This is a genomic window from Shigella sonnei (genome assembly GCF_002950395.1).
Lineage (GTDB): Bacteria > Pseudomonadota > Gammaproteobacteria > Enterobacterales > Enterobacteriaceae > ECMA0423.
Window position 1 is genome coordinate 4,139,352 of record NZ_CP026802.1, and the last position, 19,833, is coordinate 4,159,184.

Here is a 19,833-nt window from a genome sequence, read left to right on the forward strand (position 1 = left end):
ACTTATTGATAGTGTTTTATGTTCAGATAATGCCCGATGACTTTGTCATGCAGCTCCACCGATTTTGAGAACGACAGCGACTTCCGTCCCAGCCGTGCCAGGTGCTGCCTCAGATTCAGGTTATGCCGCTCAATTCGCTGCGTATATCGCTTGCTGATTACGTGCAGCTTTCCCTTCAGGCGGGATTCATACAGCGGCCAGCCATCCGTCATCCATATCACCACGTCAAAGGGTGACAGCAGGCTCATAAGACGCCCCAGCGTCGCCATAGTGCGTTCACCGAATACGTGCGCAACAACCGTCTTCCGGAGACTGTCATACGCGTAAAACAGCCAGCGCTGGCGCGATTTAGCCCCGACATAGCCCCACTGTTCGTCCATTTCCGCGCAGACGATGACGTCACTGCCCGGCTGTATGCGCGAGGTTACCGACTGCGGCCTGAGTTTTTTAAGTGACGTAAAATCGTGTTGAGGCCAACGCCCATAATGCGTGCAGTTGCCCGGCATCCAACGCCATTCATGGCCATATCAATGATTTTCTGGTGCGTACCGGGTTGAGAAGCGGTGTAAGTGAACTGCAGTTGCCATGTTTTACGGCAGTGAGAGCAGAGATAGCGCTGATGTCCGGCAGTGCTTTTGCCGTTACGCACCACCCCGTCAGTAGCTGAACAGGAGGGACAGCTGATAGAAACAGAAGCCACTGGAGCACCTCAAAAACACCATCATACACTAAATCAGTAAGTTGGCAGCATCACCCGCAATGCGTACTTCTTACCAGTCCCTTCAATTTCAAAGCCGTATTTTTTATAGACCTTAATTGCCGGGGCGTTATCGACAAACACGGTTAGTTCAATGCGATCTACCCGCAACCAGTTGTCGCACATTTCAATCATCTCTCGCATCAGGGCGCTGGCGACGCCGCGGTTCTTCCAACGAGAGTCGACACAGATACCAAAATCGGCAACATGACTGCGGCGTGGGTGCTGTTGCACGTCAATGGTGAGATGGCCCACGACGTCTCCATCAATACAGGCGACGAGTTGCTTGATGCCGGGACGATCGGCGAGTCGCTCCTGCCACATATGATCGGAAGGATGAGGCACCTGTAGTGTGTTGCAATACACCTCCGGCTGGGCGTGAATCTGCCTGATGGCCTCGTAATCCCGTGTTTCTGCGTGGCGTATTACTATCTCACTCATTCCTTTGTCCTCTTTGGGGTAAATGTCCCTTTCAACATCATTGACTTTCAAATGCGAGTCAAATGCATTTTTTTTGCAAAAAGTGTTGGACAAGTGCGAATGAGAATGATTATTATTGTCTCGCGATCAGGAAGACCCTCGCGGAGAACCTGAAAGCACGACATTGCTCACATTGCTTCCAGTATTACTTAGCCAGCCGGGTGCTGGCTTTTTTTTTGATCTTTCGTTCTCAATTTATCCACGGGAGTGCTTGTGTTCGTTATGCGCACTCCAGTAGGAACCACGTCCGCTTTGCGCTAAGGTGTAAATAACCACCTTAAAAAGGACGAAATCATGGTCATCAACTGCGCCTTTATTGGCTTCGGCAAAAGCACCACCCGTTACCATCTGCCGTATGTACTTAACCGCAAGGATAGCTGGCATGTCGCGCATATTTTTCGTCGCCATGCGAAGCCGGAAGAACAGGCTCCCATTTACTCTCATATCCATTTCACCAGCGATCTCGACGAAGTGCTAAACGATCCCGATGTTAAGTTGGTTGTTGTCTGCACCCATGCGGACAGCCACTTCGAGTACGCGAAGCGCGCGCTGGAAGCCGGGAAAAATGTGCTGGTCGAAAAAACCGTTCACTCCGACACTTGCGCAGGCGAAAGAGCTGTTTGCACTGGCGAAAAGCAAAGGGCTGACCGTCACGCCATATCAGAATCGTCGCTTTGATTCCTGCTTCCTGACGGCGAAAAAAGCGATTGAAAGCGGTAAGCTGGGAGAGATTGTTGAAGTGGAAAGCCATTTTGACTATTACCGCCCGGTGGCAGAAACCAAACCTGGGTTGCCGCAGGATGGCGCGTTCTATGGCCTTGGTGTGCATACGATGGACCAGATTATTTCTCTGTTCGGTCGCCCGGATCACGTCGCTTATGACATCTGCAGCCTGCGTAATAAAGCCAATCCTGACGACACCTTTGAAGCGCAACTGTTTTATGGCGACCTGAAAGCCATCGTCAAAACCAGCCATCTGGTGAAAATCGATTATCCGAAATTTATCGTTCACGGTAAGAAAGGTTCGTTTATTAAATACGGTATCGACCAGCAGGAAACCAGCCTGAAGGCTAATATTATGCCGGGCGAACCGGGATTCGCAGCGGATGATTCGGTCGGTGTGCTGGAGTATGTCAATGACGAGGGCGTGACGGTCAGAGAAGAGATGAAGCCGGAGATGGGCGATTACGGGCGCGTTTATGATGCGTTGTATCAAACCATCACCCACGGTGCGCCAAATTACGTCAAGGAATCTGAAGTTCTTACCAATCTGGAAATCCTTGAACGCGGATTTGAGCAAGCCTCTCCCTCCACAGTGACTCTCGCGAAGTAAGTTTGATGGCCCCTCGAATAGTTCAATTTTTTTGAACAGAGGGGTCAATTTTCACCCTCTATCATCCCAGGCAGATCGGGTCCACACTAAGCCCATCGAAATCATTCATGGGGCGAATACAAATGATCTACTTACGCAAAGCAAATGAACGTGGTCATGCAAATCATGGCTGGCTGGACTCCTGGCATACTTTCTCTTTTGCCAACTATTACGATCCGAACTTTATGGGCTTCTCCGCGCTGCGCGTGATTAACGACGACGTGATTGAAGCAGGGCAGGGCTTCGGCACTCACCCGCATAAAGATATGGAAATTTTGACCTACGTGCTGGAAGGTACTGTTGAGCATCAGGACAGCATGGGCAATAAAGAGCAGGTTCCGGCGGGTGAGTTCCAGATTATGAGTGCGGGTACGGGTATTCGTCACTCAGAGTACAACCCAAGCAGCACCGAGCGTCTGCATCTGTATCAGATCTGGATCATGCCTGAAGAAAACGGTATTACGCCGCGTTATGAACAGCGTCGCTTCGATGCCGTACAGGGCAAACAGCTGGTGCTCTCGCCGGATGCGCGAGATGGTTCATTGAAAGTGCATCAGGATATGGAACTGTACCGCTGGGCGTTGCTGAAAGATGAGCAGTCGGTGCATCAGATTGCCGCTGAACGCCGCGTCTGGATCCAGGTGGTGAAAGGCAATGTCACCATTAACGGCGTGAAAGCCTCGACCAGCGATGGTCTGGCAATCTGGGATGAGCAGGCAATCTCCATCCATGCGGATAGCGACAGCGAAGTGTTACTGTTCGATCTGCCGCCGGTTTAAAACTCAACGGCATCTTTGAAGCCTGCCTTTTTGCAGGCTTCCTCGCTCGCTCCGGTCGCGTGCTGATGCACGCTTCCGGGGTTTTACCGCGTCGTTAGCACAATGCGATGCAATTGATTTAGTGTATATCTAATAATTGTAAACAAGCACTGTTTTCCCCGGGAAGGTTCTGATGCGTCCGTGTTAAACTAAGAGAATCTATCTCTTTTGTACCTTCAGGACGATGAAAAAGAAAAGACCCGTACTTCAGGATGTGGCTGACCGTGTAGGCGTGACCAAAATGACGGTCAGCCGTTTTTTACGCAACCCGGAGCAGGTTTCCGTCGCTCTACGCGGCAAGATTGCCGCCGCTCTTGATGAACTGGGCTATATTCCCAATCGTGCGCCCGATATCCTCTCTAACGCCACCAGCCGGGCGATTGGCGTCCTGTTACCTTCTCTCACCAACCAGGTTTTCGCGGAAGTATTACGCGGAATCGAAAGCGTCACCGACGCGCACGGTTATCAGACCATGCTGGCTCACTACGGTTATAAACCGGAAATGGAGCAAGAACGTCTCGAATCCATGCTCTCCTGGAATATCGACGGACTGATCCTCACCGAACGTACCCACACGCCGCGCACCTTAAAGATGATTGAAGTGGCGGGGATCCCGGTGGTGGAACTCATGGACAGCCAGTCGCCGTGCCTCGATATCGCCGTCGGTTTTGATAACTTTGAAGCGGCACGCCAGATGACCACCGCCATTATTGCTCGCGGGCATTGCCACATTGCCTATCTCGGCGCGCGTCTCGACGAACGTACTATCATCAAACAGAAGGGATACGAACAGGCGATGCTGGATGCAGGTCTGGTGCCGTATAGCGTGATGGTTGAGCAATCTTCTTCTTACTCTTCCGGTATTGAACTGATTCGCCAGGCGCGGCGGGAATATCCGCAGCTGGATGGCGTGTTCTGTACCAACGATGACCTGGCGGTCGGCGCGGCGTTTGAATGTCAGCGTCTGGGATTGAAGGTTCCTGACGATATGGCGATTGCCGGTTTCCACGGTCATGACATTGGCCAGGTGATGGAGCCGCGGTTAGCGAGCGTGCTGACGCCGCGTGAGCGGATGGGCAGTATTGGCGCTGAACGCCTGCTGGCGCGTATTCGTGGCGAATCTGTGACACCGAAAATGTTAGATTTAGGTTTCACCTTGTCACCGGGCGGATCTATTTAAGCCTACAAATTTGAAGTAGCTCACACTTATACACTTAAGGCACGGATGGATATTGCTTCTGATATTGTCCGGCTGGACAATGTTACCGATAACAGTTACCCGTAACATTTTTAATTCTTGTATTGTGGGGGCACCACTTTGAGCACGACTAACCATGATCACCACATTTACGTCTTGATGGGCGTATCGGGCAGCGGCAAATCTGCGGTCGCCAGTGAAGTGGCGCATCAACTTCATGCCGCGTTTCTTGATGGCGATTTCCTCCATCCACGGCGCAATATCGAAAAAATGGCGTCTGGCGAACCGCTGAATGACGACGATCGCAAACCCTGGTTGCAGGCGCTGAACGACGCCGCGTTTGCTATGCAGCGCACTAATAAAGTGTCACTGATCGTCTGTTCTGCATTGAAAAAACACTATCGCGACTTGCTGCGTGAAGGTAATCCGAATCTCTCTTTCATCTACCTGAAAGGCGATTTTGACGTGATTGAAAGCCGCCTGAAAGCGCGCAAAGGCCATTTCTTTAAAACCCAAATGTTGGTGACGCAGTTTGAAACGCTGCAGGAGCCGGGTGCGGACGAAACCGATGTACTGGTGGTGGATATCGATCAACCGCTGGAAGGTGTTGTGGCAAGCACCATTGAGGTTATTAAAAAAGGCAAATAAGTAGTGACTACATTAACGCTTGTTTTAACAGCAGTAGGGTCTGTTTTACTGCTGCTGTTTTTAGTCATGAAGGCGCGTATGCACGCTTTCCTGGCTTTGATGGTGGTGTCCATGGGGGCTGGCCTTTTTTCCGGTATGCCGCTCGATAAAATCGCAGCGACGATGGAAAAAGGGATGGGAGGCACCCTCGGCTTCCTGGCGGTGGTTGTCGCCCTGGGAGCTATGTTTGGCAAGATCTTACATGAAACCGGCGCAGTCGATCAGATTGCCGTCAAAATGCTCAAATCCTTCGGTCACAGCCGCGCGCATTATGCCATCGGCCTTGCGGGGCTGGTCTGTGCGCTACCGCTGTTCTTTGAAGTGGCGATTGTTCTGCTGATTAGCGTTGCTTTCTCAATGGCGCGCCACACCGATACGAACCTGGTGAAGCTGATAATCCCATTATTCGCAGGCGTGGCGGCAGCGGCGGCGTTCCTGGTGCCAGGGCCAGCGCCAATGCTGCTGGCATCGCAGATGAACGCCGATTTTGGCTGGATGATCCTGATTGGCCTGTGTGCGGCAATTCCGGGAATGATTATTGCCGGGCCGCTGTGGGGTAACTTCATCAGCCGTTACGTTGAGCTGCATATTCCTGACGACATCAGCGAGCCGCATCTCGGCGAAGGTAAAATGCCATCTTTCGGATTCAGCCTGTCGCTGATCCTGTTGCCGCTGGTGCTGGTGGGGCTGAAAACCATTGCCGCGCGTTTTGTGCCAGAAGGCTCTACCGCTTACGAATGGTTCGAGTTTATTGGTCATCCGTTTACCGCGATTCTGGTTGCTTGTCTGGTAGCGATTTATGGCCTGGCAATGCGTCAGGGCATGCCAAAAGACAAAGTGATGGAGATTTGCGGTCACGCGCTGCAACCGGCGGGGATCATTCTGCTGGTGATTGGTGCAGGCGGCGTGTTCAAACAGGTGCTGGTTGACTCTGGCGTAGGTCCGGCACTGGGCGAAGCGTTAACCGGCATGGGCCTGCCGATTGCTATCACCTGCTTCGTGCTGGCAGCTGCAGTGCGCATCATTCAGGGGTCTGCCACCGTTGCCTGTTTAACGGCGGTGGGGCTGGTGATGCCGGTCATTGAACAACTGAACAATTCCGGTGCGCAAATGGCGGCGCTGTCGATTTGTATCGCCGGTGGTTCGATTGTTGTCAGCCACGTTAACGACGCTGGTTTCTGGTTGTTCGGTAAATTTACCGGCGCGACCGAAGCCGAAACGCTGAAAACCTGGACCATGATGGAAACCATCCTCGGCACTGTTGGTGCCATTGTTGGGATGATTGCGTTCCAGCTGTTGAGTTAATTACTGCGACAAATTACTGCGAGCTTGCTCGCAGTAATTCATTTCTCTTATCTCCTGTCTTCATCTTTTTGATCTCTCTCGCAAAAAGACCGGAACATTATCCGTTCTAATCACTGCGTTAACGGACGAGGGAGAAGATGATGGAGAAACACGGAGCTGAATTGCTGTTACAGCGGATGTTAAGTAACACCAGCGCTACTTTCAGGGAAGGGCAATGGGAAGCTATAGATGCGGTGGTTAATCAGCGGCGAAAACTGCTGGTTGTCCAACGCACTGGCTGGGGGAAAAGTGCCGTGTACTTCATCGCCAGTAAAATCTTCCGCGATCGCGGCGCTGGCCCGACAATTATCATCTCTCCTTTGCTTGCCCTGATGCGTAACCAGGTTGCCGCCGCTGAACGGTTAGGTATTACGGCTGAAACGTTGAATTCTACAAACAGGGAAGAATGGCAGCGCATTAGCGATAAGTTGCTGCGGGGTGGTGTAGATTGTCTGCTGATTTCACCTGAACGGTTGGCGAATCAGGATTTTCTTGAAACTGCGAATACCCCTGTTCTGGGTACAACCGCGACAGCGAATAATCGTGTCGTTGAGGATATCCGTCAGCAATTGGGTGACATTGTGATTCAGCGTGGAACGCTGGCTCGCGAAAGTTTGGCGCTTGATGCCTTAGTCTTAGGTGAACAGTCATCCCGTCTGGCATGGTTAGCAACGGTTATCCCTCAGTTTTCCAAATCGGGAATTGTTTATACCCTGACTACTCGCGATGCCGAACTTGTCGCCGAGTGGTTAAGGACAAATGGTATCAGTGCATTTGCTTACTACAGCGGCGTGACTTGTGAAGGCGCGGAAGATTCTAATACTGCCAGGGAATATCTGGAGCAGGCGCTGCTGGCAAATAAAATCAAAGTGCTGGTCGCGACGACGGCATTAGGTATGGGGTTTGATAAACCTGATTTAGGTTTCGTCATTCATTATCAAATGCCGGGGTCTATTGTCGGTTACTACCAACAGGTAGGGCGTGCCGGGCGTGCTATAGATTCCGCAGTTGGCATATTGCTTTGTGGTGGTGAAGACCGCGCTATTCATAAATTCTTCCGTGAAAGCGCCTTTCCTGCGGAGGCGCAAATTCATGAAATACTCAACGTACTTAGCGAGAATGACGGTCTTACCCTACGAGGCATTGAACAACGGACGAATCTCCGTTATGGGCAAATAGAAAAAGCACTGAAATTATTGGTAGCTGAAAATCCATCGCCTGTGGTGTATACCGAGAAATTATGGCGCAGAACTATCGTCAGTTTCTCTCCTGACCATGAACGAATTAACCATTTGATGAATCAGAGAAAAAATGAGCTGGCAGATGTTGAAAGCTATATCACGACCAAGGAGTGCAAAATGCAATTTCTGCGCCGCGCACTCGATGAGCCAAGTGCCGAACGTTGTGGTAAATGTAGCAGTTGTCTTCAGCATCCGTTGTTGTCGCCCGATATTGATAGCGGCTTACTCCATGCGGCAAATTTATTTATTAAACACGCTGACCTGCCATTAAATCTCAATAAACAGGTAGCATCTGGAGCTTTTACGCAATACGGATTTAAAGGGAACTTGCCTGCGGGTTTACAAGGATCTACGGGGCGAGTCCTTTCTCGTTGGGGAGATTCCGGGTGGGGAAAGCAGGTAGCACAGGAGAAAAAAACGGGGCGATTCAGTGATGAGCTGGTGGAGGCATGTGCGGAAATGGTTCGCCAACGCTGGAATCCGCATCCTGAACCAACCTGGGTATGCTGCGTTCCTTCATTAAAGCACCTCGACCTGGTTCCTGATTTTGCCCGGCGACTGGCGGCGAAACTTGGCTTACCTTTTATTGATGCCATTGAAAAAGTCGTGGACAATCCACCGCAGAAAATGCAGCAAAACCGTTTCGGTGATGCTGCCAACTTACTGATTTAGTGTATGATGGTGTTTTTGAGGTGCTCCAGTGGCTTCTGTTTCTATCAGCTGTCCCTCCTGTTCAGCTACTGACGGGGTGGTGCGTAACGGCAAAAGCACTGCCGGACATCAGCGCTATCTCTGCTCTCACTGCCGTAAAACATGGCAACTGCAGTTCACTTACACCGCTTCTCAACCCGGTACGCACCAGAAAATCATTGATATGGCCATGAATGGCGTTGGATGCCGGGCAACTGCACGCATTATGGGCGTTGGCCTCAACACGATTTTACGTCACTTAAAAAACTCAGGCCGCAGTCGGTAACCTCGCGCATACAGCCGGGCAGTGACGTCATCGTCTGCGCGGAAATGGACGAACAGTGGGGCTATGTCGGGGCTAAATCGCGCCAGCGCTGGCTGTTTTACGCGTATGACAGTCTCCGGAAGACGGTTGTTGCGCACGTATTCGGTGAACGCACTATGGCGACGCTGGGGCGTCTTATGAGCCTGCTGTCACCCTTTGACGTGGTGATATGGATGACGGATGGCTGGCCGCTGTATGAATCCCGCCTGAAGGGAAAGCTGCACGTAATCAGCAAGCGATATACGCAGCGAATTGAGCGGCATAACCTGAATCTGAGGCAGCACCTGGCACGGCTGGGACGGAAGTCGCTGTCGTTCTCAAAATCGGTGGAGCTGCATGACAAAGTCATCGGGCATTATCTGAACATAAAACACTATCAATAAGTTGGAGTCATTACCAACCGTTTCCACCAGTGTCAAAATCTCGACGGGGCGTTTGTTATTACCCCTCCTTTGATGCCTGGTCCGGCGTTGCTGGTTGACGATATCGTGGATTCTGCATGGACGCTGACAGTTCTGACAGCACTGTTACGCCAGGCAGGTTGCCCGACGGTTTATCCTCTTGCCCTTGCTTCTACCTCGGTAAAAAATTGATGAATCTTTCAGCCAATGCACAAGCAACTCTCCTGCTAACCAGCGATTTTTCTCGCGCGGCGGCGAGTGAGTATAAACCTCTTAGTAATAGTGAATGGGGGAAGTTTGCATTATGGCTGAAGCACCAACGTATCAGTCCCGCCGAGCTTCTGGTGCCGCAACCGCAAGAGAAACTTACAGGCTGGAGCGATCCGCGTATTTCTCAGGAGCGTATTCTTGGCTTGCTGGCGCGTGGTCATAGTCTGGTGTTGGCGGTAGATAAGTGGCAACGCGCCGGTTTATGGATCTTAACCCGCGGAGATGCTGATTATCCCGTTCGCTTGAAAAACCGATTGCGAACGGATGCACCTCCCGTTTTATTTGGCTGCGGGAATAAAGCATTACTGCAAGCGGAAGGTATGGCGATTGTTGGCTCGCGAGATGCTCCGACTGACGATTTGCGCTATACCCAACAACTGGCCGCGAAACTGGCCCAACAGGGGATTTGCGTTATCTCTGGTGGTGCGCGAGGTATTGATGAATGTGCAATGGCGTCGGCACTGGAGGCCGGGGGAACTGCCGTTGGCGTATTAGCTGATAGCTTGTTAAAAACGAGTACGTTAGTGAAATGGCGTGAAGGGCTTATAGCAGGCAACCTGGTGTTGATTTCGCCGTTTTACCCAGAGGTACGTTTCACCGTCGGCAATGCGATGGCGCGAAATAAATATATTTATTGCCTTGCTGAAAGCGCAATGGTTGTACGTGCGGGAATGACCGGTGGAACGATAACCGGGGCGATGGAGGCATTAAAACATCAGTGGCTGCCTGTGCAGGTTAAACCAAATCAGGATATGCAATCAGCCAATTCACGATTAGTAGAAAATGGGGCGTCATGGAGTGCTGAACAGGCTGAGAATGTGACGATCAGACTGCCAGACGTTCCTGGGCTGATGTATGACAGAGCACTCCGTAACGCTCAACCAGAACTGTTTTCGCTGCATGAAGATGACGCAAATTACGCAGTAATGCCCGCGTATACGCCTGTCGATTTTTATCAACTCTTTGTGGCGGAACTGGCGATCCTTGCAAAGGAATCGATAAGTATTGAAAGGCTGGCGTCTTGTACTGGTTTAACCATCGAACAAATTAGTGTGTGGCTGAACCGCGCAGAAGAAGAGGGAAGGGTTATCCGATTGGGCGAAGGTCATTATCAGTTCAGGTAATAAAACAGGTGCCGCGTCTGGTTGTGTGCAGCACCTGTTTGAACCTTACCCCTTCATCCACATTCGAATGCCGTCGAGGAACATCTGGGTTGCCATCATCACCAGAATCAATCCCATCAGGCGTTCAAGTGCGTTCACCCCTTTCTCGCCCAGCAGACGTAAAAATAGCGAAGACTGTAGCAGGATGACAAAGGTGCCGCCCCAGGCCAGCAGCAGAGCAATCACCAGATGTCCCATCTGATTCGGGTACTGATGAGACAACAACATCAGCGTGGCGAGAATAGTCGGCCCGGCGACTAACGGAATTGCCAACGGCACGATAAATGGCTCTTCACCTGCCGGAAGCCCGCTGCTATTTCCTGAAGCGCTGGGGAAAATCATCTTAATGGCGATTAGAAACAGAATGATGCCGCCAGAAATGGAGACGGTTTCTGCTCGCAGGCTGAGAAATGCCAGAATTTTCTCACCCGCAAACAGGAACACCAGCATTACCAGGAGAGCAATAAGCAACTCTCGCACCATGATTGCCCGCCGTCTTTTCGGTTCAGTATGTTTCAGTACGGACATGAAAATAGGCAGGTTTCCGAGCGGATCCATAATCAGGATCAATAAAACTGCTGCAGAAATGATTTCATTCATAACTCAAATTCCCTGATAATTGCCGCGGACTTTCTGCGTGCTAACAAAGCAGGATAAGTCGCATTACTGATGGCTTCGCTATCATTGATTAATTTCACTTGCGACTTTGGCTGCTTTTTGTATGGTGAAAGATGTGCCAAGAGGAGACCGGCACATTTATACAGCACACATCTTTGCAGGAAAAAACGCTTATGAAAAATGTTGGTTTTATCGGCTGGCGCGGTATGGTCGGCTCCGTTCTCATGCAACGCATGGTTGAAGAGCGCGACTTCGACGCCATTCGCCCTGTCTTCTTTTCTACTTCTCAGCTTGGCCAGGCTGCGCCGTCTTTTGGCGGAACCACTGGCACACTTCAGGATGCCTTTGATCTGGAGGCGCTAAAGGCCCTCGATATCATTGTGACCTGTCAGGGCGGCGATTATACCAACGAAATCTATCCAAAGCTTCGTGAAAGCGGATGGCAAGGTTACTGGATTGACGCAGCATCGTCTCTGCGCATGAAAGATGACGCCATCATCATTCTTGACCCCGTCAATCAGGACGTCATTACCGACGGATTAAATAATGGCATCAGGACTTTTGTTGGCGGTAACTGTACCGTAAGCCTGATGTTGATGTCGTTGGGTGGTTTATTCGCCAATGATCTTGTTGATTGGGTGTCCGTTGCAACCTACCAGGCCGCTTCCGGCGGTGGTGCGCGACATATGCGTGAGTTATTAACCCAGATGGGCCATCTGTATGGCCATGTGGCAGATGAACTCGCGACCCCGTCCTCTGCTATTCTCGATATCGAACGCAAAGTCACAACCTTAACCCGTAGCGGTGAGCTGCCGGTGGATAACTTTGGCGTGCCGCTGGCGGGTAGCCTGATTCCGTGGATCGACAAACAGCTCGATAACGGTCAGAGCCGCGAAGAGTGGAAAGGGCAGGCGGAAACCAACAAGATCCTCAACACATCTTCCGTAATTCCGGTAGATGGTTTATGTGTGCGTGTCGGGGCATTGCGCTGCCACAGCCAGGCATTCACTATTAAATTGAAAAAAGATGTGTCTATTCCGACCGTCGAAGAACTGCTGGCTGCGCACAATCCGTGGGCGAAAGTCGTTCCGAACGATCGGGAAATCACTATGCGTGAGCTAACCCCAGCTGCCGTTACCGGCACGCTGACCACGCCGGTAGGCCGCCTGCGTAAGCTGAATATGGGACCAGAGTTCCTGTCAGCCTTTACCGTGGGCGACCAGCTGCTGTGGGGGCCGCGGAGCCGCTGCGTCGGATGCTTCGTCAACTGGCGTAATCTTTATTCATTAAATCTGGGGCGCGATGCCGCCCCTGTTAGTGCGTAATACAGGAGTAAGCGCAGATGTTTCATGATTTACCGGGAGTTAAATAGAGCATTGGCTATTCTTTAAGGGTGGCTGAATACATGAGTATTCACAGCCTTACCTGAAGTGAGGACGACGCAGAGAGGATGCACAGAGTGCTGCGCCGTTCAGGTCAAAAAAATGTCACAACCAGAAGTCAAAAATCCAATTGGATGGGGTGACACAATAAAACAGGAAGACAAGCATGTCCGATCGTATCGATAGAGACGTGATTAACGCGCTAATTGCAGGCCATTTTGCGGATCCTTTTTCCGTACTGGGAATGCATAAAACCACCGCGGGACTGGAAGTCCGTGCCCTTTTACCCGACGCTACCGATGTGTGGGTGATTGAACCGAAAACCGGGCGCAAACTCGCAAAACTGGAGTGTCTCGACTCACGGGGATTCTTTAGCGGCGTCATTCCGCGACGTAAGAATTTTTTCCGCTATCAGTTGGCTGTTGTCTGGCATGGTCAGCAAAACCTGATTGATGATCCTTACCGTTTTGGTCCGCTAATCCAGGAAATGGATGCCTGGCTATTATCTGAAGGTACTCACCTGCGCCCGTATGAAACCTTAGGCGCGCATGCAGATACTATGGATGGCGTCACAGGTACGCGTTTTTCTGTCTGGGCTCCAAACGCCCGTCGGGTCTCGGTGGTTGGGCAATTCAACTACTGGGACGGTCGCCGTCACCCGATGCGCCTGCGTAAAGAGAGCGGCATTTGGGAACTGTTTATCCCTGGGGCGCATAACGGTCAGCTCTATAAATACGAGATGATTGATGCCAATGGCAACTTGCGTCTGAAGTCCGACCCTTATGCCTTCGAAGCGCAAATGCGCCCGGAAACCGCGTCTCTTATTTGCGGGCTGCCGGAAAAGGTTGTACAGACTGAAGAGCGCAAAAAAGCGAATCAGTTTGATGCGCCAATCTCTATTTATGAAGTTCACCTGGGCTCCTGGCGTCGCCACACCGATAACAATTTCTGGTTGAGCTACCGCGAGCTGGCCGATCAACTGGTGCCTTATGCTAAATGGATGGGCTTTACCCACCTCGAACTACTGCCCATTAACGAGCATCCCTTCGATGGCAGTTGGGGTTATCAGCCAACCGGCCTGTATGCACCAACCCGCCGTTTTGGTACTCGCGACGACTTCCGTTATTTCATTGATGCCGCACACGCAGCGGGTCTGAACGTGATTCTCGACTGGGTGCCAGGCCACTTCCCGACCGATGACTTTGCGCTTGCCGAATTTGATGGCACGAACTTGTATGAACACAGCGATCCGCGCGAAGGCTATCATCAGGACTGGAATACGCTGATCTACAACTATGGTCGCCGTGAAGTCAGTAACTTCCTCGTCGGTAACGCGCTTTACTGGATTGAACGTTTTGGTATTGATGCGCTGCGCGTCGATGCGGTGGCGTCAATGATTTATCGCGACTACAGCCGTAAAGAGGGGGAGTGGATCCCGAACGAATTTGGCGGGCGCGAGAATCTTGAAGCGATTGAATTCTTGCGTAATACCAACCGTATTCTTGGTGAGCAGGTTTCCGGTGCGGTGACAATGGCTGAGGAGTCTACCGATTTCCCTGGCGTTTCTCGTCCGCAGGATATGGGCGGTCTGGGCTTCTGGTACAAGTGGAACCTCGGCTGGATGCATGACACCCTGGACTACATGAAGCTCGACCCGGTTTATCGTCAGTATCATCACGATAAACTCACCTTCGGGATTCTCTACAACTACACTGAAAACTTCGTCCTGCCGTTGTCGCATGATGAAGTGGTCCACGGTAAAAAATCGATTCTCGACCGCATGCCGGGCGACGCATGGCAGAAATTCGCTAACCTGCGCGCCTACTATGGCTGGATGTGGGCATTCCCGGGCAAGAAACTGCTGTTCATGGGGAACGAATTTGCCCAAGGCCGTGAGTGGAACCATGACGCCAGCCTCGACTGGCATCTGTTGGAAGGCGGCGATAACTGGCACCACGGTGTCCAGCGTCTGGTGCGCGATCTGAACCTCACCTACCGCCACCATAAAGCAATGCATGAACTGGATTTTGACCCGTACGGCTTTGAATGGCTGGTGGTGGATGACAAAGAACGCTCGGTGCTGATCTTTGTGCGTCGCGATAAAGAGGGTAACGAAATTATCGTTGCCAGTAACTTTACGCCGGTGCCGCGTCATGATTATCGCTTCGGCATTAATCAGCCAGGCAAATGGCGTGAAATCCTCAATACCGATTCCATGCACTATCACGGCAGTAATGCAGGCAATGGCGGCACGGTACACAGCGATGAGATTGCCAGCCACGGTCGTCAGCATTCACTAAGCCTGACACTACCACCGCTGGCCACTATCTGGCTGGTTCGGGAGGCAGAATGACACGACTCGCCATTGGCAAACCCGCTCCCCTCGGCGCGCATTACGACGGTCAGGGCGTCAACTTCACACTTTTCTCCGCTCATGCCGAGCGGGTAGAGCTGTGTGTCTTTGACGCCAATGGCCAGGAACATCGCTATGACTTGCCAGGGCACAGTGGCGACATTTGGCACGGTTATCTGCCGGATGCGCGCCCGGGTTTGCGTTATGGTTATCGCGTTCATGGCCCCTGGCAACCCGCCGAGGGGCATCGCTTTAACCCGGCGAAGTTGTTGATTGATCCTTGCGCGCGGCAAATTGAAGGGGAATTCAAAGATAACCCGCTGCTGCACGCCGGTCATAATGAACCTGACTATCGCGACAACGCCGCCATTGCGCCGAAATGCGTAGTGGTGGTTGATCACTATGACTGGGAAGATGATGCCCCGCCGCGCACGCCGTGGGGCAGCACCATCATTTATGAAGCCCATGTTAAAGGATTAACGTACCTGCACCCGGAGATCCCGGTCGAGATCCGTGGCACTTATAAAGCCCTCGGGCATCCGGTGATGATCAACTATTTGAAACAGTTGGGCATTACCGCGCTGGAACTGCTGCCGGTGGCGCAGTTTGCCAGTGAACCACGTCTGCAACGCATGGGGCTAAGTAACTACTGGGGTTACAACCCGGTGGCGATGTTTGCGCTGCATCCGGCGTATGCCTGCTCGCCAGAAACGGCGCTGCATGAGTTTCGCGATGCAATCAAAGCACTGCATAAAGCGGGTATCGAAGTCATTCTTGATATCGTGCTCAACCATAGTGCGGAACTGGACCTCGACGGCCCGTTATTCTCGCTGCGTGGGATCGACAACCGTAGCTATTATTGGATAAGAGAAGACGGCGATTATCACAACTGGACCGGTTGTGGCAACACGCTCAATTTGAGTCATCCGGCGGTGGTGGATTATGCCTGCGCCTGCCTGCGTTATTGGGTAGAAACCTGTCACGTCGATGGTTTCCGCTTTGATCTGGCGGCAGTCATGGGCCGTACGCCAGAGTTCCGTCAGGATGCGCCGTTGTTTACCGCTATCCAGAACTGCCCGGTGCTCTCGCAGGTGAAGTTAATTGCTGAACCGTGGGATATCGCCCTTGGTGGTTATCAGGTGGGAAATTTCCCGCCGCTGTTTGCCGAGTGGAACGATCATTTCCGCGATGCTGCCCGTCGTTTCTGGCTACATTATGATTTGCCTCTGGGGGCGTTTGCCGGGCGTTTTGCTGCCTCCAGCGATGTTTTTAAACGTAATGGTCGTCTGCCGAGTGCCGCGATTAATCTCGTCACTGCGCATGACGGTTTTACGCTTCGCGACTGCGTTTGCTTCAACCATAAACACAATGAAGCAAACGGAGAAGAAAATCGCGACGGGACCAACAACAATTACAGTAACAATCATGGTAAAGAAGGGTTAGGCGGTTCTCTTGACCTGGTTGAACGGCGGCGCGACAGTATTCACGCCCTGTTAACAACGTTGTTGCTCTCCCAGGGTACGCCGATGTTACTGGCCGGTGACGAACACGGTCACAGCCAGCATGGCAATAACAATGCCTACTGTCAGGATAACCAATTAACCTGGTTGGACTGGTCGCAGGCAAGCAGTGGTTTAACCGCATTTACCGCCGCGTTAATCCATCTGCGCAAGCGCATTCCCGCTTTGGTGGAGAATCGCTGGTGGGAAGAAGGCGACGGCAATGTCCGTTGGCTAAATCGATATGCTCAACCTTTAAGCACGGATGAGTGGCAAAACGGGCCGAAACAGCTGCAAATTCTGCTCTCGGATCGCTTTTTGATCGCAATTAACGCCACGCTTGAGGTAACAGAGATTGTTTTACCTGCTGGGGAGTGGCACGCCATTCCCCCATTCGCTGGAGAGGATAACCCAGTGATTACGGCTGTCTGGCAGGGACCTGCACACGGATTGTGTGTGTTCCAGAGATGATAAAAAAGGAGTTAGTCATGGTTAGTTTAGAGAAGAACGATCACTTAATGTTGGCGCGCCAGCTGCCATTGAAATCTGTTGCCCTGATACTGGCGGGAGGACGTGGTACCCGCCTGAAGGATTTAACCAATAAGCGAGCAAAACCGGCCGTACACTTCGGCGGTAAGTTCCGCATTATTGACTTTGCGCTGTCTAACTGCATCAACTCTGGGATCCGTCGTATGGGCGTGATCACCCAGTACCAGTCCCACACTCTGGTGCAGCACATTCAGCGCGGCTGGTCATTCTTCAATGAAGAAATGAACGAGTTTGTCGATCTGCTGCCAGCACAGCAGAGAATGAAAGGGGAAAACTGGTATCGCGGCACCGCAGATGCGGTCACCCAAAACCTCGACATTATCCGCCGTTATAAAGCGGAATACGTGGTGATCCTGGCGGGCGACCATATCTACAAGCAAGACTACTCGCGTATGCTTATCGATCACGTCGAAAAAGGCGCACGTTGCACCGTTGCTTGTATGCCAGTACCGATTGAAGAAGCCTCCGCATTTGGCGTTATGGCGGTTGATGAGAACGATAAAATTATCGAATTCGTTGAAAAACCTGCTAACCCACCGTCAATGCCGAACGATCCGAGCAAATCTCTGGCGAGTATGGGTATCTACGTCTTTGACGCCGACTATCTGTATGAACTGCTGGAAGAAGACGATCGTGATGAGAACTCCAGCCACGACTTTGGCAAAGATTTGATTCCCAAGATCACCGAAGCCGGTCTGGCCTATGCGCACCCGTTCCCGCTCTCTTGCGTACAATCCGACCCGGATGCCGAGCCGTACTGGCGCGATGTGGGTACGCTGGAAGCTTACTGGAAAGCGAACCTCGATCTGGCCTCTGTGGTGCCGGAACTGGATATGTACGATCGCAATTGGCCAATTCGCACCTACAATGAATCATTACCGCCAGCGAAATTCGTGCAGGATCGCTCCGGTAGCCACGGGATGACCCTTAACTCACTGGTATCCGGCGGCTGTGTGATCTCCGGTTCGGTGGTGGTGCAGTCCGTTCTGTTCTCGCGCGTTCGCGTGAATTCATTCTGCAACATTGATTCCGCCGTATTGTTACCGGAAGTATGGGTAGGTCGCTCGTGCCGTCTGCGCCGCTGCGTCATCGATCGTGCTTGTGTTATTCCGGAAGGCATGGTGATTGGTGAAAACGCAGAGGAAGATGCACGTCGTTTCTATCGTTCAGAAGAAGGCATCGTGCTGGTAACGCGCGAAATGCTACGGAAGTTAGGGCATAAACAGGAGCGATAATGCAGGTTTTACATGTATGTTCAGAGATGTTCCCGCTGCTTAAAACCGGCGGTCTGGCTGATGTTATTGGGGCATTACCCGCAGCACAAATCGCAGACGGCGTTGACGCTCGCGTACTGTTGCCTGCATTTCCCGATATTCGCCGTGGCGTGACCGATGCGCAGGTAGTATCCCGTCGTGATACCTTCGCCGGACATATCACGCTGTTGTTCGGTCATTACAACGGGGTTGGCATATACCTGATTGACGCGCCGCATCTCTATGATCGTCCGGGAAGCCCGTATCACGATACCAACTTATTTGCCTATACCGACAACGTATTGCGTTTTGCGCTTCTGGGGTGGGTTGGGGCAGAAATGGCCAGCGGGCTTGACCCATTCTGGCGTCCTGATGTGGTGCATGCGCACGACTGGCATGCAGGCCTTGCGCCTGCGTATCTGGCGGCGCGCGGGCGTCCTGCGAAGTCGGTGTTTACTGTGCACAACCTGGCCTATCAAGGCATGTTTTATGCACATCACATGAATGACATCCAATTGCCATGGTCATTCTTTAATATTCATGGGCTGGAATTCAACGGACAAATCTCTTTCCTGAAGGCCGGTCTGTACTATGCCGATCACATTACGGCGGTCAGTCCAACCTACGCTCGCGAGATCACCGAACCGCAGTTTGCCTACGGTATGGAAGGTCTGTTGCAACAGCGTCATCGTGAAGGGCGTCTTTCCGGCGTACTGAACGGCGTGGACGAGAAAATCTGGAGTCCAGAGACGGACTTACTGTTGGCCTCGCGCTACACCCGCGATACGTTGGAAGATAAAGCGGAAAATAAGCGCCAGTTACAAATCGCAATGGGGCTTAAGGTTGACGATAAAGTGCCGCTTTTTGCAGTGGTGAGCCGTCTGACCAGCCAGAAAGGTCTCGACCTGGTGCTGGAAGCCTTACCGGGTCTTCTGGAGCAGGGCGGGCAGCTGGCGCTACTCGGCGCGGGCGATCCGGTGCTGCAGGAAGGTTTCCTTGCGGCGGCAGCGGAATACCCCGGTCAGGTGGGCGTTCAGATTGGCTATCACGAAGCATTTTCGCATCGCATTATGGGCGGCGCGGACGTCATTCTGGTGCCCAGCCGTTTTGAACCGTGCGGCTTAACGCAACTTTATGGATTGAAGTACGGTACGCTGCCGTTAGTGCGGCGCACCGGTGGGCTTGCTGATACGGTTTCTGACTGTTCTCTTGAGAACCTTGCAGATGGCGTCGCCAGTGGGTTTGTCTTTGAAGATAATAATGCCTGGTCGCTGTTACGGGCTATTCGGCGTGCTTTTGTACTGTGGTCCCGTCCTTCACTGTGGCGGTTTGTGCAACGTCAGGCTATGGCAATGGATTTTAGCTGGCAGGTCGCGGCGAAGTCGTACCGTGAGCTTTACTATCGCTTGAAATAGTTTTCAGGAAACGCCTAT

General features: G+C 52.1%; 14 protein-coding genes and 3 pseudogenes. 14 read left to right on the forward strand and 3 right to left on the reverse strand.

The annotated features are described in order from the left end of the window. Positions 1 to 2: 2 nt before the first annotated feature. Positions 3 to 700 (reverse strand): IS1-like element IS1A family transposase gene (locus C1P89_RS21375; protein WP_094096600.1). Its coding sequence is split into 2 segments (ribosomal slippage): positions 3 to 451 and positions 451 to 700, totalling 699 coding nucleotides; the frame shifts between segments, so codons are not numbered across the junction. A 33-nt stretch (positions 701 to 733) separates the two neighbouring features. Further along, complete coding sequence (gene yhhY, locus C1P89_RS21380) at positions 734 to 1,198, reverse strand: N-acetyltransferase (RefSeq protein WP_014334077.1); 465 nt, start codon at positions 1,196 to 1,198, stop codon at positions 734 to 736. A gap of 333 nt (positions 1,199 to 1,531) precedes the next feature. Between yhhY and C1P89_RS21385 the strand changes: the two are divergent. From C1P89_RS21385 to C1P89_RS21425, 9 genes and pseudogenes are all read left to right on the forward strand, one after another. Continuing rightward, positions 1,532 to 2,570, forward strand: a pseudogene (locus C1P89_RS21385) (oxidoreductase). Positions 2,571 to 2,692: 122 nt separating this feature from the next. Then, the gene (gene yhhW / locus C1P89_RS21390) at positions 2,693 to 3,388 is read left to right on the forward strand and encodes a quercetin 2,3-dioxygenase (RefSeq protein ID WP_000639811.1); all 696 of its coding nucleotides are present in this window, start codon (positions 2,693 to 2,695) and stop codon (positions 3,386 to 3,388) included. A 223-nt stretch (positions 3,389 to 3,611) separates the two neighbouring features. Next, positions 3,612 to 4,607 carry a gluconate operon transcriptional repressor GntR gene (gene gntR / locus C1P89_RS21395; RefSeq protein WP_000730258.1) on the forward strand — a complete coding sequence of 332 codons (996 nt, stop codon included), beginning with the start codon at positions 3,612 to 3,614 and terminating at the stop codon, positions 4,605 to 4,607. A 138-nt stretch (positions 4,608 to 4,745) separates the two neighbouring features. Next, a complete protein-coding gene (gene gntK / locus C1P89_RS21400) occupies positions 4,746 to 5,273 on the forward strand; it encodes a gluconokinase (RefSeq protein ID WP_000108330.1) in 528 nt (175 codons plus the stop codon). A gap of 3 nt (positions 5,274 to 5,276) precedes the next feature. Further along, positions 5,277 to 6,617, forward strand: coding sequence for a gluconate transporter (gntU, locus tag C1P89_RS21405; RefSeq protein WP_000210100.1), 1,341 nt, complete (start codon positions 5,277 to 5,279; stop codon positions 6,615 to 6,617). 140 nt (positions 6,618 to 6,757) lie between these two features. Further along, entirely contained in the window at positions 6,758 to 8,569 is a 1,812-nt protein-coding gene (locus C1P89_RS21410; RefSeq protein WP_005140413.1) for a helicase-related protein, read from the forward strand. A gap of 28 nt (positions 8,570 to 8,597) precedes the next feature. Then, positions 8,598 to 9,295, forward strand: a protein-coding gene (locus tag C1P89_RS21415) for an IS1-like element IS1A family transposase (protein ID WP_094096600.1) whose coding sequence is annotated in 2 segments (ribosomal slippage) — positions 8,598 to 8,847 and positions 8,847 to 9,295 — 699 coding nt in all. Because the reading frame shifts where the segments join, the coding sequence is not laid out codon by codon here. 15 nt (positions 9,296 to 9,310) lie between these two features. Further along, positions 9,311 to 9,505: pseudogene (locus C1P89_RS26530) on the forward strand (hypothetical protein); the annotation flags it as partial. Beyond that, positions 9,412 to 10,707 carry a DNA-processing protein DprA gene (locus C1P89_RS21425; protein ID WP_014334076.1) on the forward strand — a complete coding sequence of 432 codons (1,296 nt, stop codon included), beginning with the start codon at positions 9,412 to 9,414 and terminating at the stop codon, positions 10,705 to 10,707. The pseudogene C1P89_RS26530 and the gene C1P89_RS21425, both read left to right, overlap by 94 nt. Positions 10,708 to 10,752: 45 nt before the next feature. Here C1P89_RS21425 and yhgN read toward each other — a convergent pair whose 3' ends face one another. Beyond that, a complete protein-coding gene (gene yhgN / locus C1P89_RS21430; protein ID WP_001002544.1) occupies positions 10,753 to 11,346 on the reverse strand; it encodes an NAAT family transporter YhgN in 594 nt (197 codons plus the stop codon). 191 nt (positions 11,347 to 11,537) lie between these two features. Here yhgN and asd point away from each other — a divergent pair. The 5 genes and pseudogenes from asd to glgA all read left to right on the forward strand — a co-directional run bounded on the left by asd (position 11,538) and on the right by glgA (position 19,815). After that, positions 11,538 to 12,640: pseudogene (gene asd, locus C1P89_RS21435) on the forward strand (aspartate-semialdehyde dehydrogenase). Between the two features lie 272 nt (positions 12,641 to 12,912). Next, positions 12,913 to 15,099, forward strand: coding sequence for a 1,4-alpha-glucan branching enzyme (glgB, locus tag C1P89_RS21440; protein WP_001283723.1), 2,187 nt, complete (start codon positions 12,913 to 12,915; stop codon positions 15,097 to 15,099). After that, positions 15,096 to 17,069, forward strand: coding sequence for a glycogen debranching protein GlgX (gene glgX / locus C1P89_RS21445; protein ID WP_000197379.1), 1,974 nt, complete (start codon positions 15,096 to 15,098; stop codon positions 17,067 to 17,069). The genes glgB and glgX overlap by 4 nt, the downstream gene beginning before the upstream one ends. 17 nt (positions 17,070 to 17,086) lie before the next feature. Beyond that, positions 17,087 to 18,382 carry a glucose-1-phosphate adenylyltransferase gene (glgC, locus tag C1P89_RS21450; RefSeq protein ID WP_000253975.1) on the forward strand — a complete coding sequence of 432 codons (1,296 nt, stop codon included), beginning with the start codon at positions 17,087 to 17,089 and terminating at the stop codon, positions 18,380 to 18,382. Continuing rightward, on the forward strand, positions 18,382 to 19,815 hold the full coding sequence (gene glgA / locus C1P89_RS21455; RefSeq protein WP_001197643.1) for a glycogen synthase GlgA: 1,434 nt from the start codon (positions 18,382 to 18,384) through the stop codon (positions 19,813 to 19,815). Before glgC ends, glgA begins: the two co-directional genes overlap by 1 nt. The last annotated feature ends 18 nt before the right edge of the window (positions 19,816 to 19,833 follow it).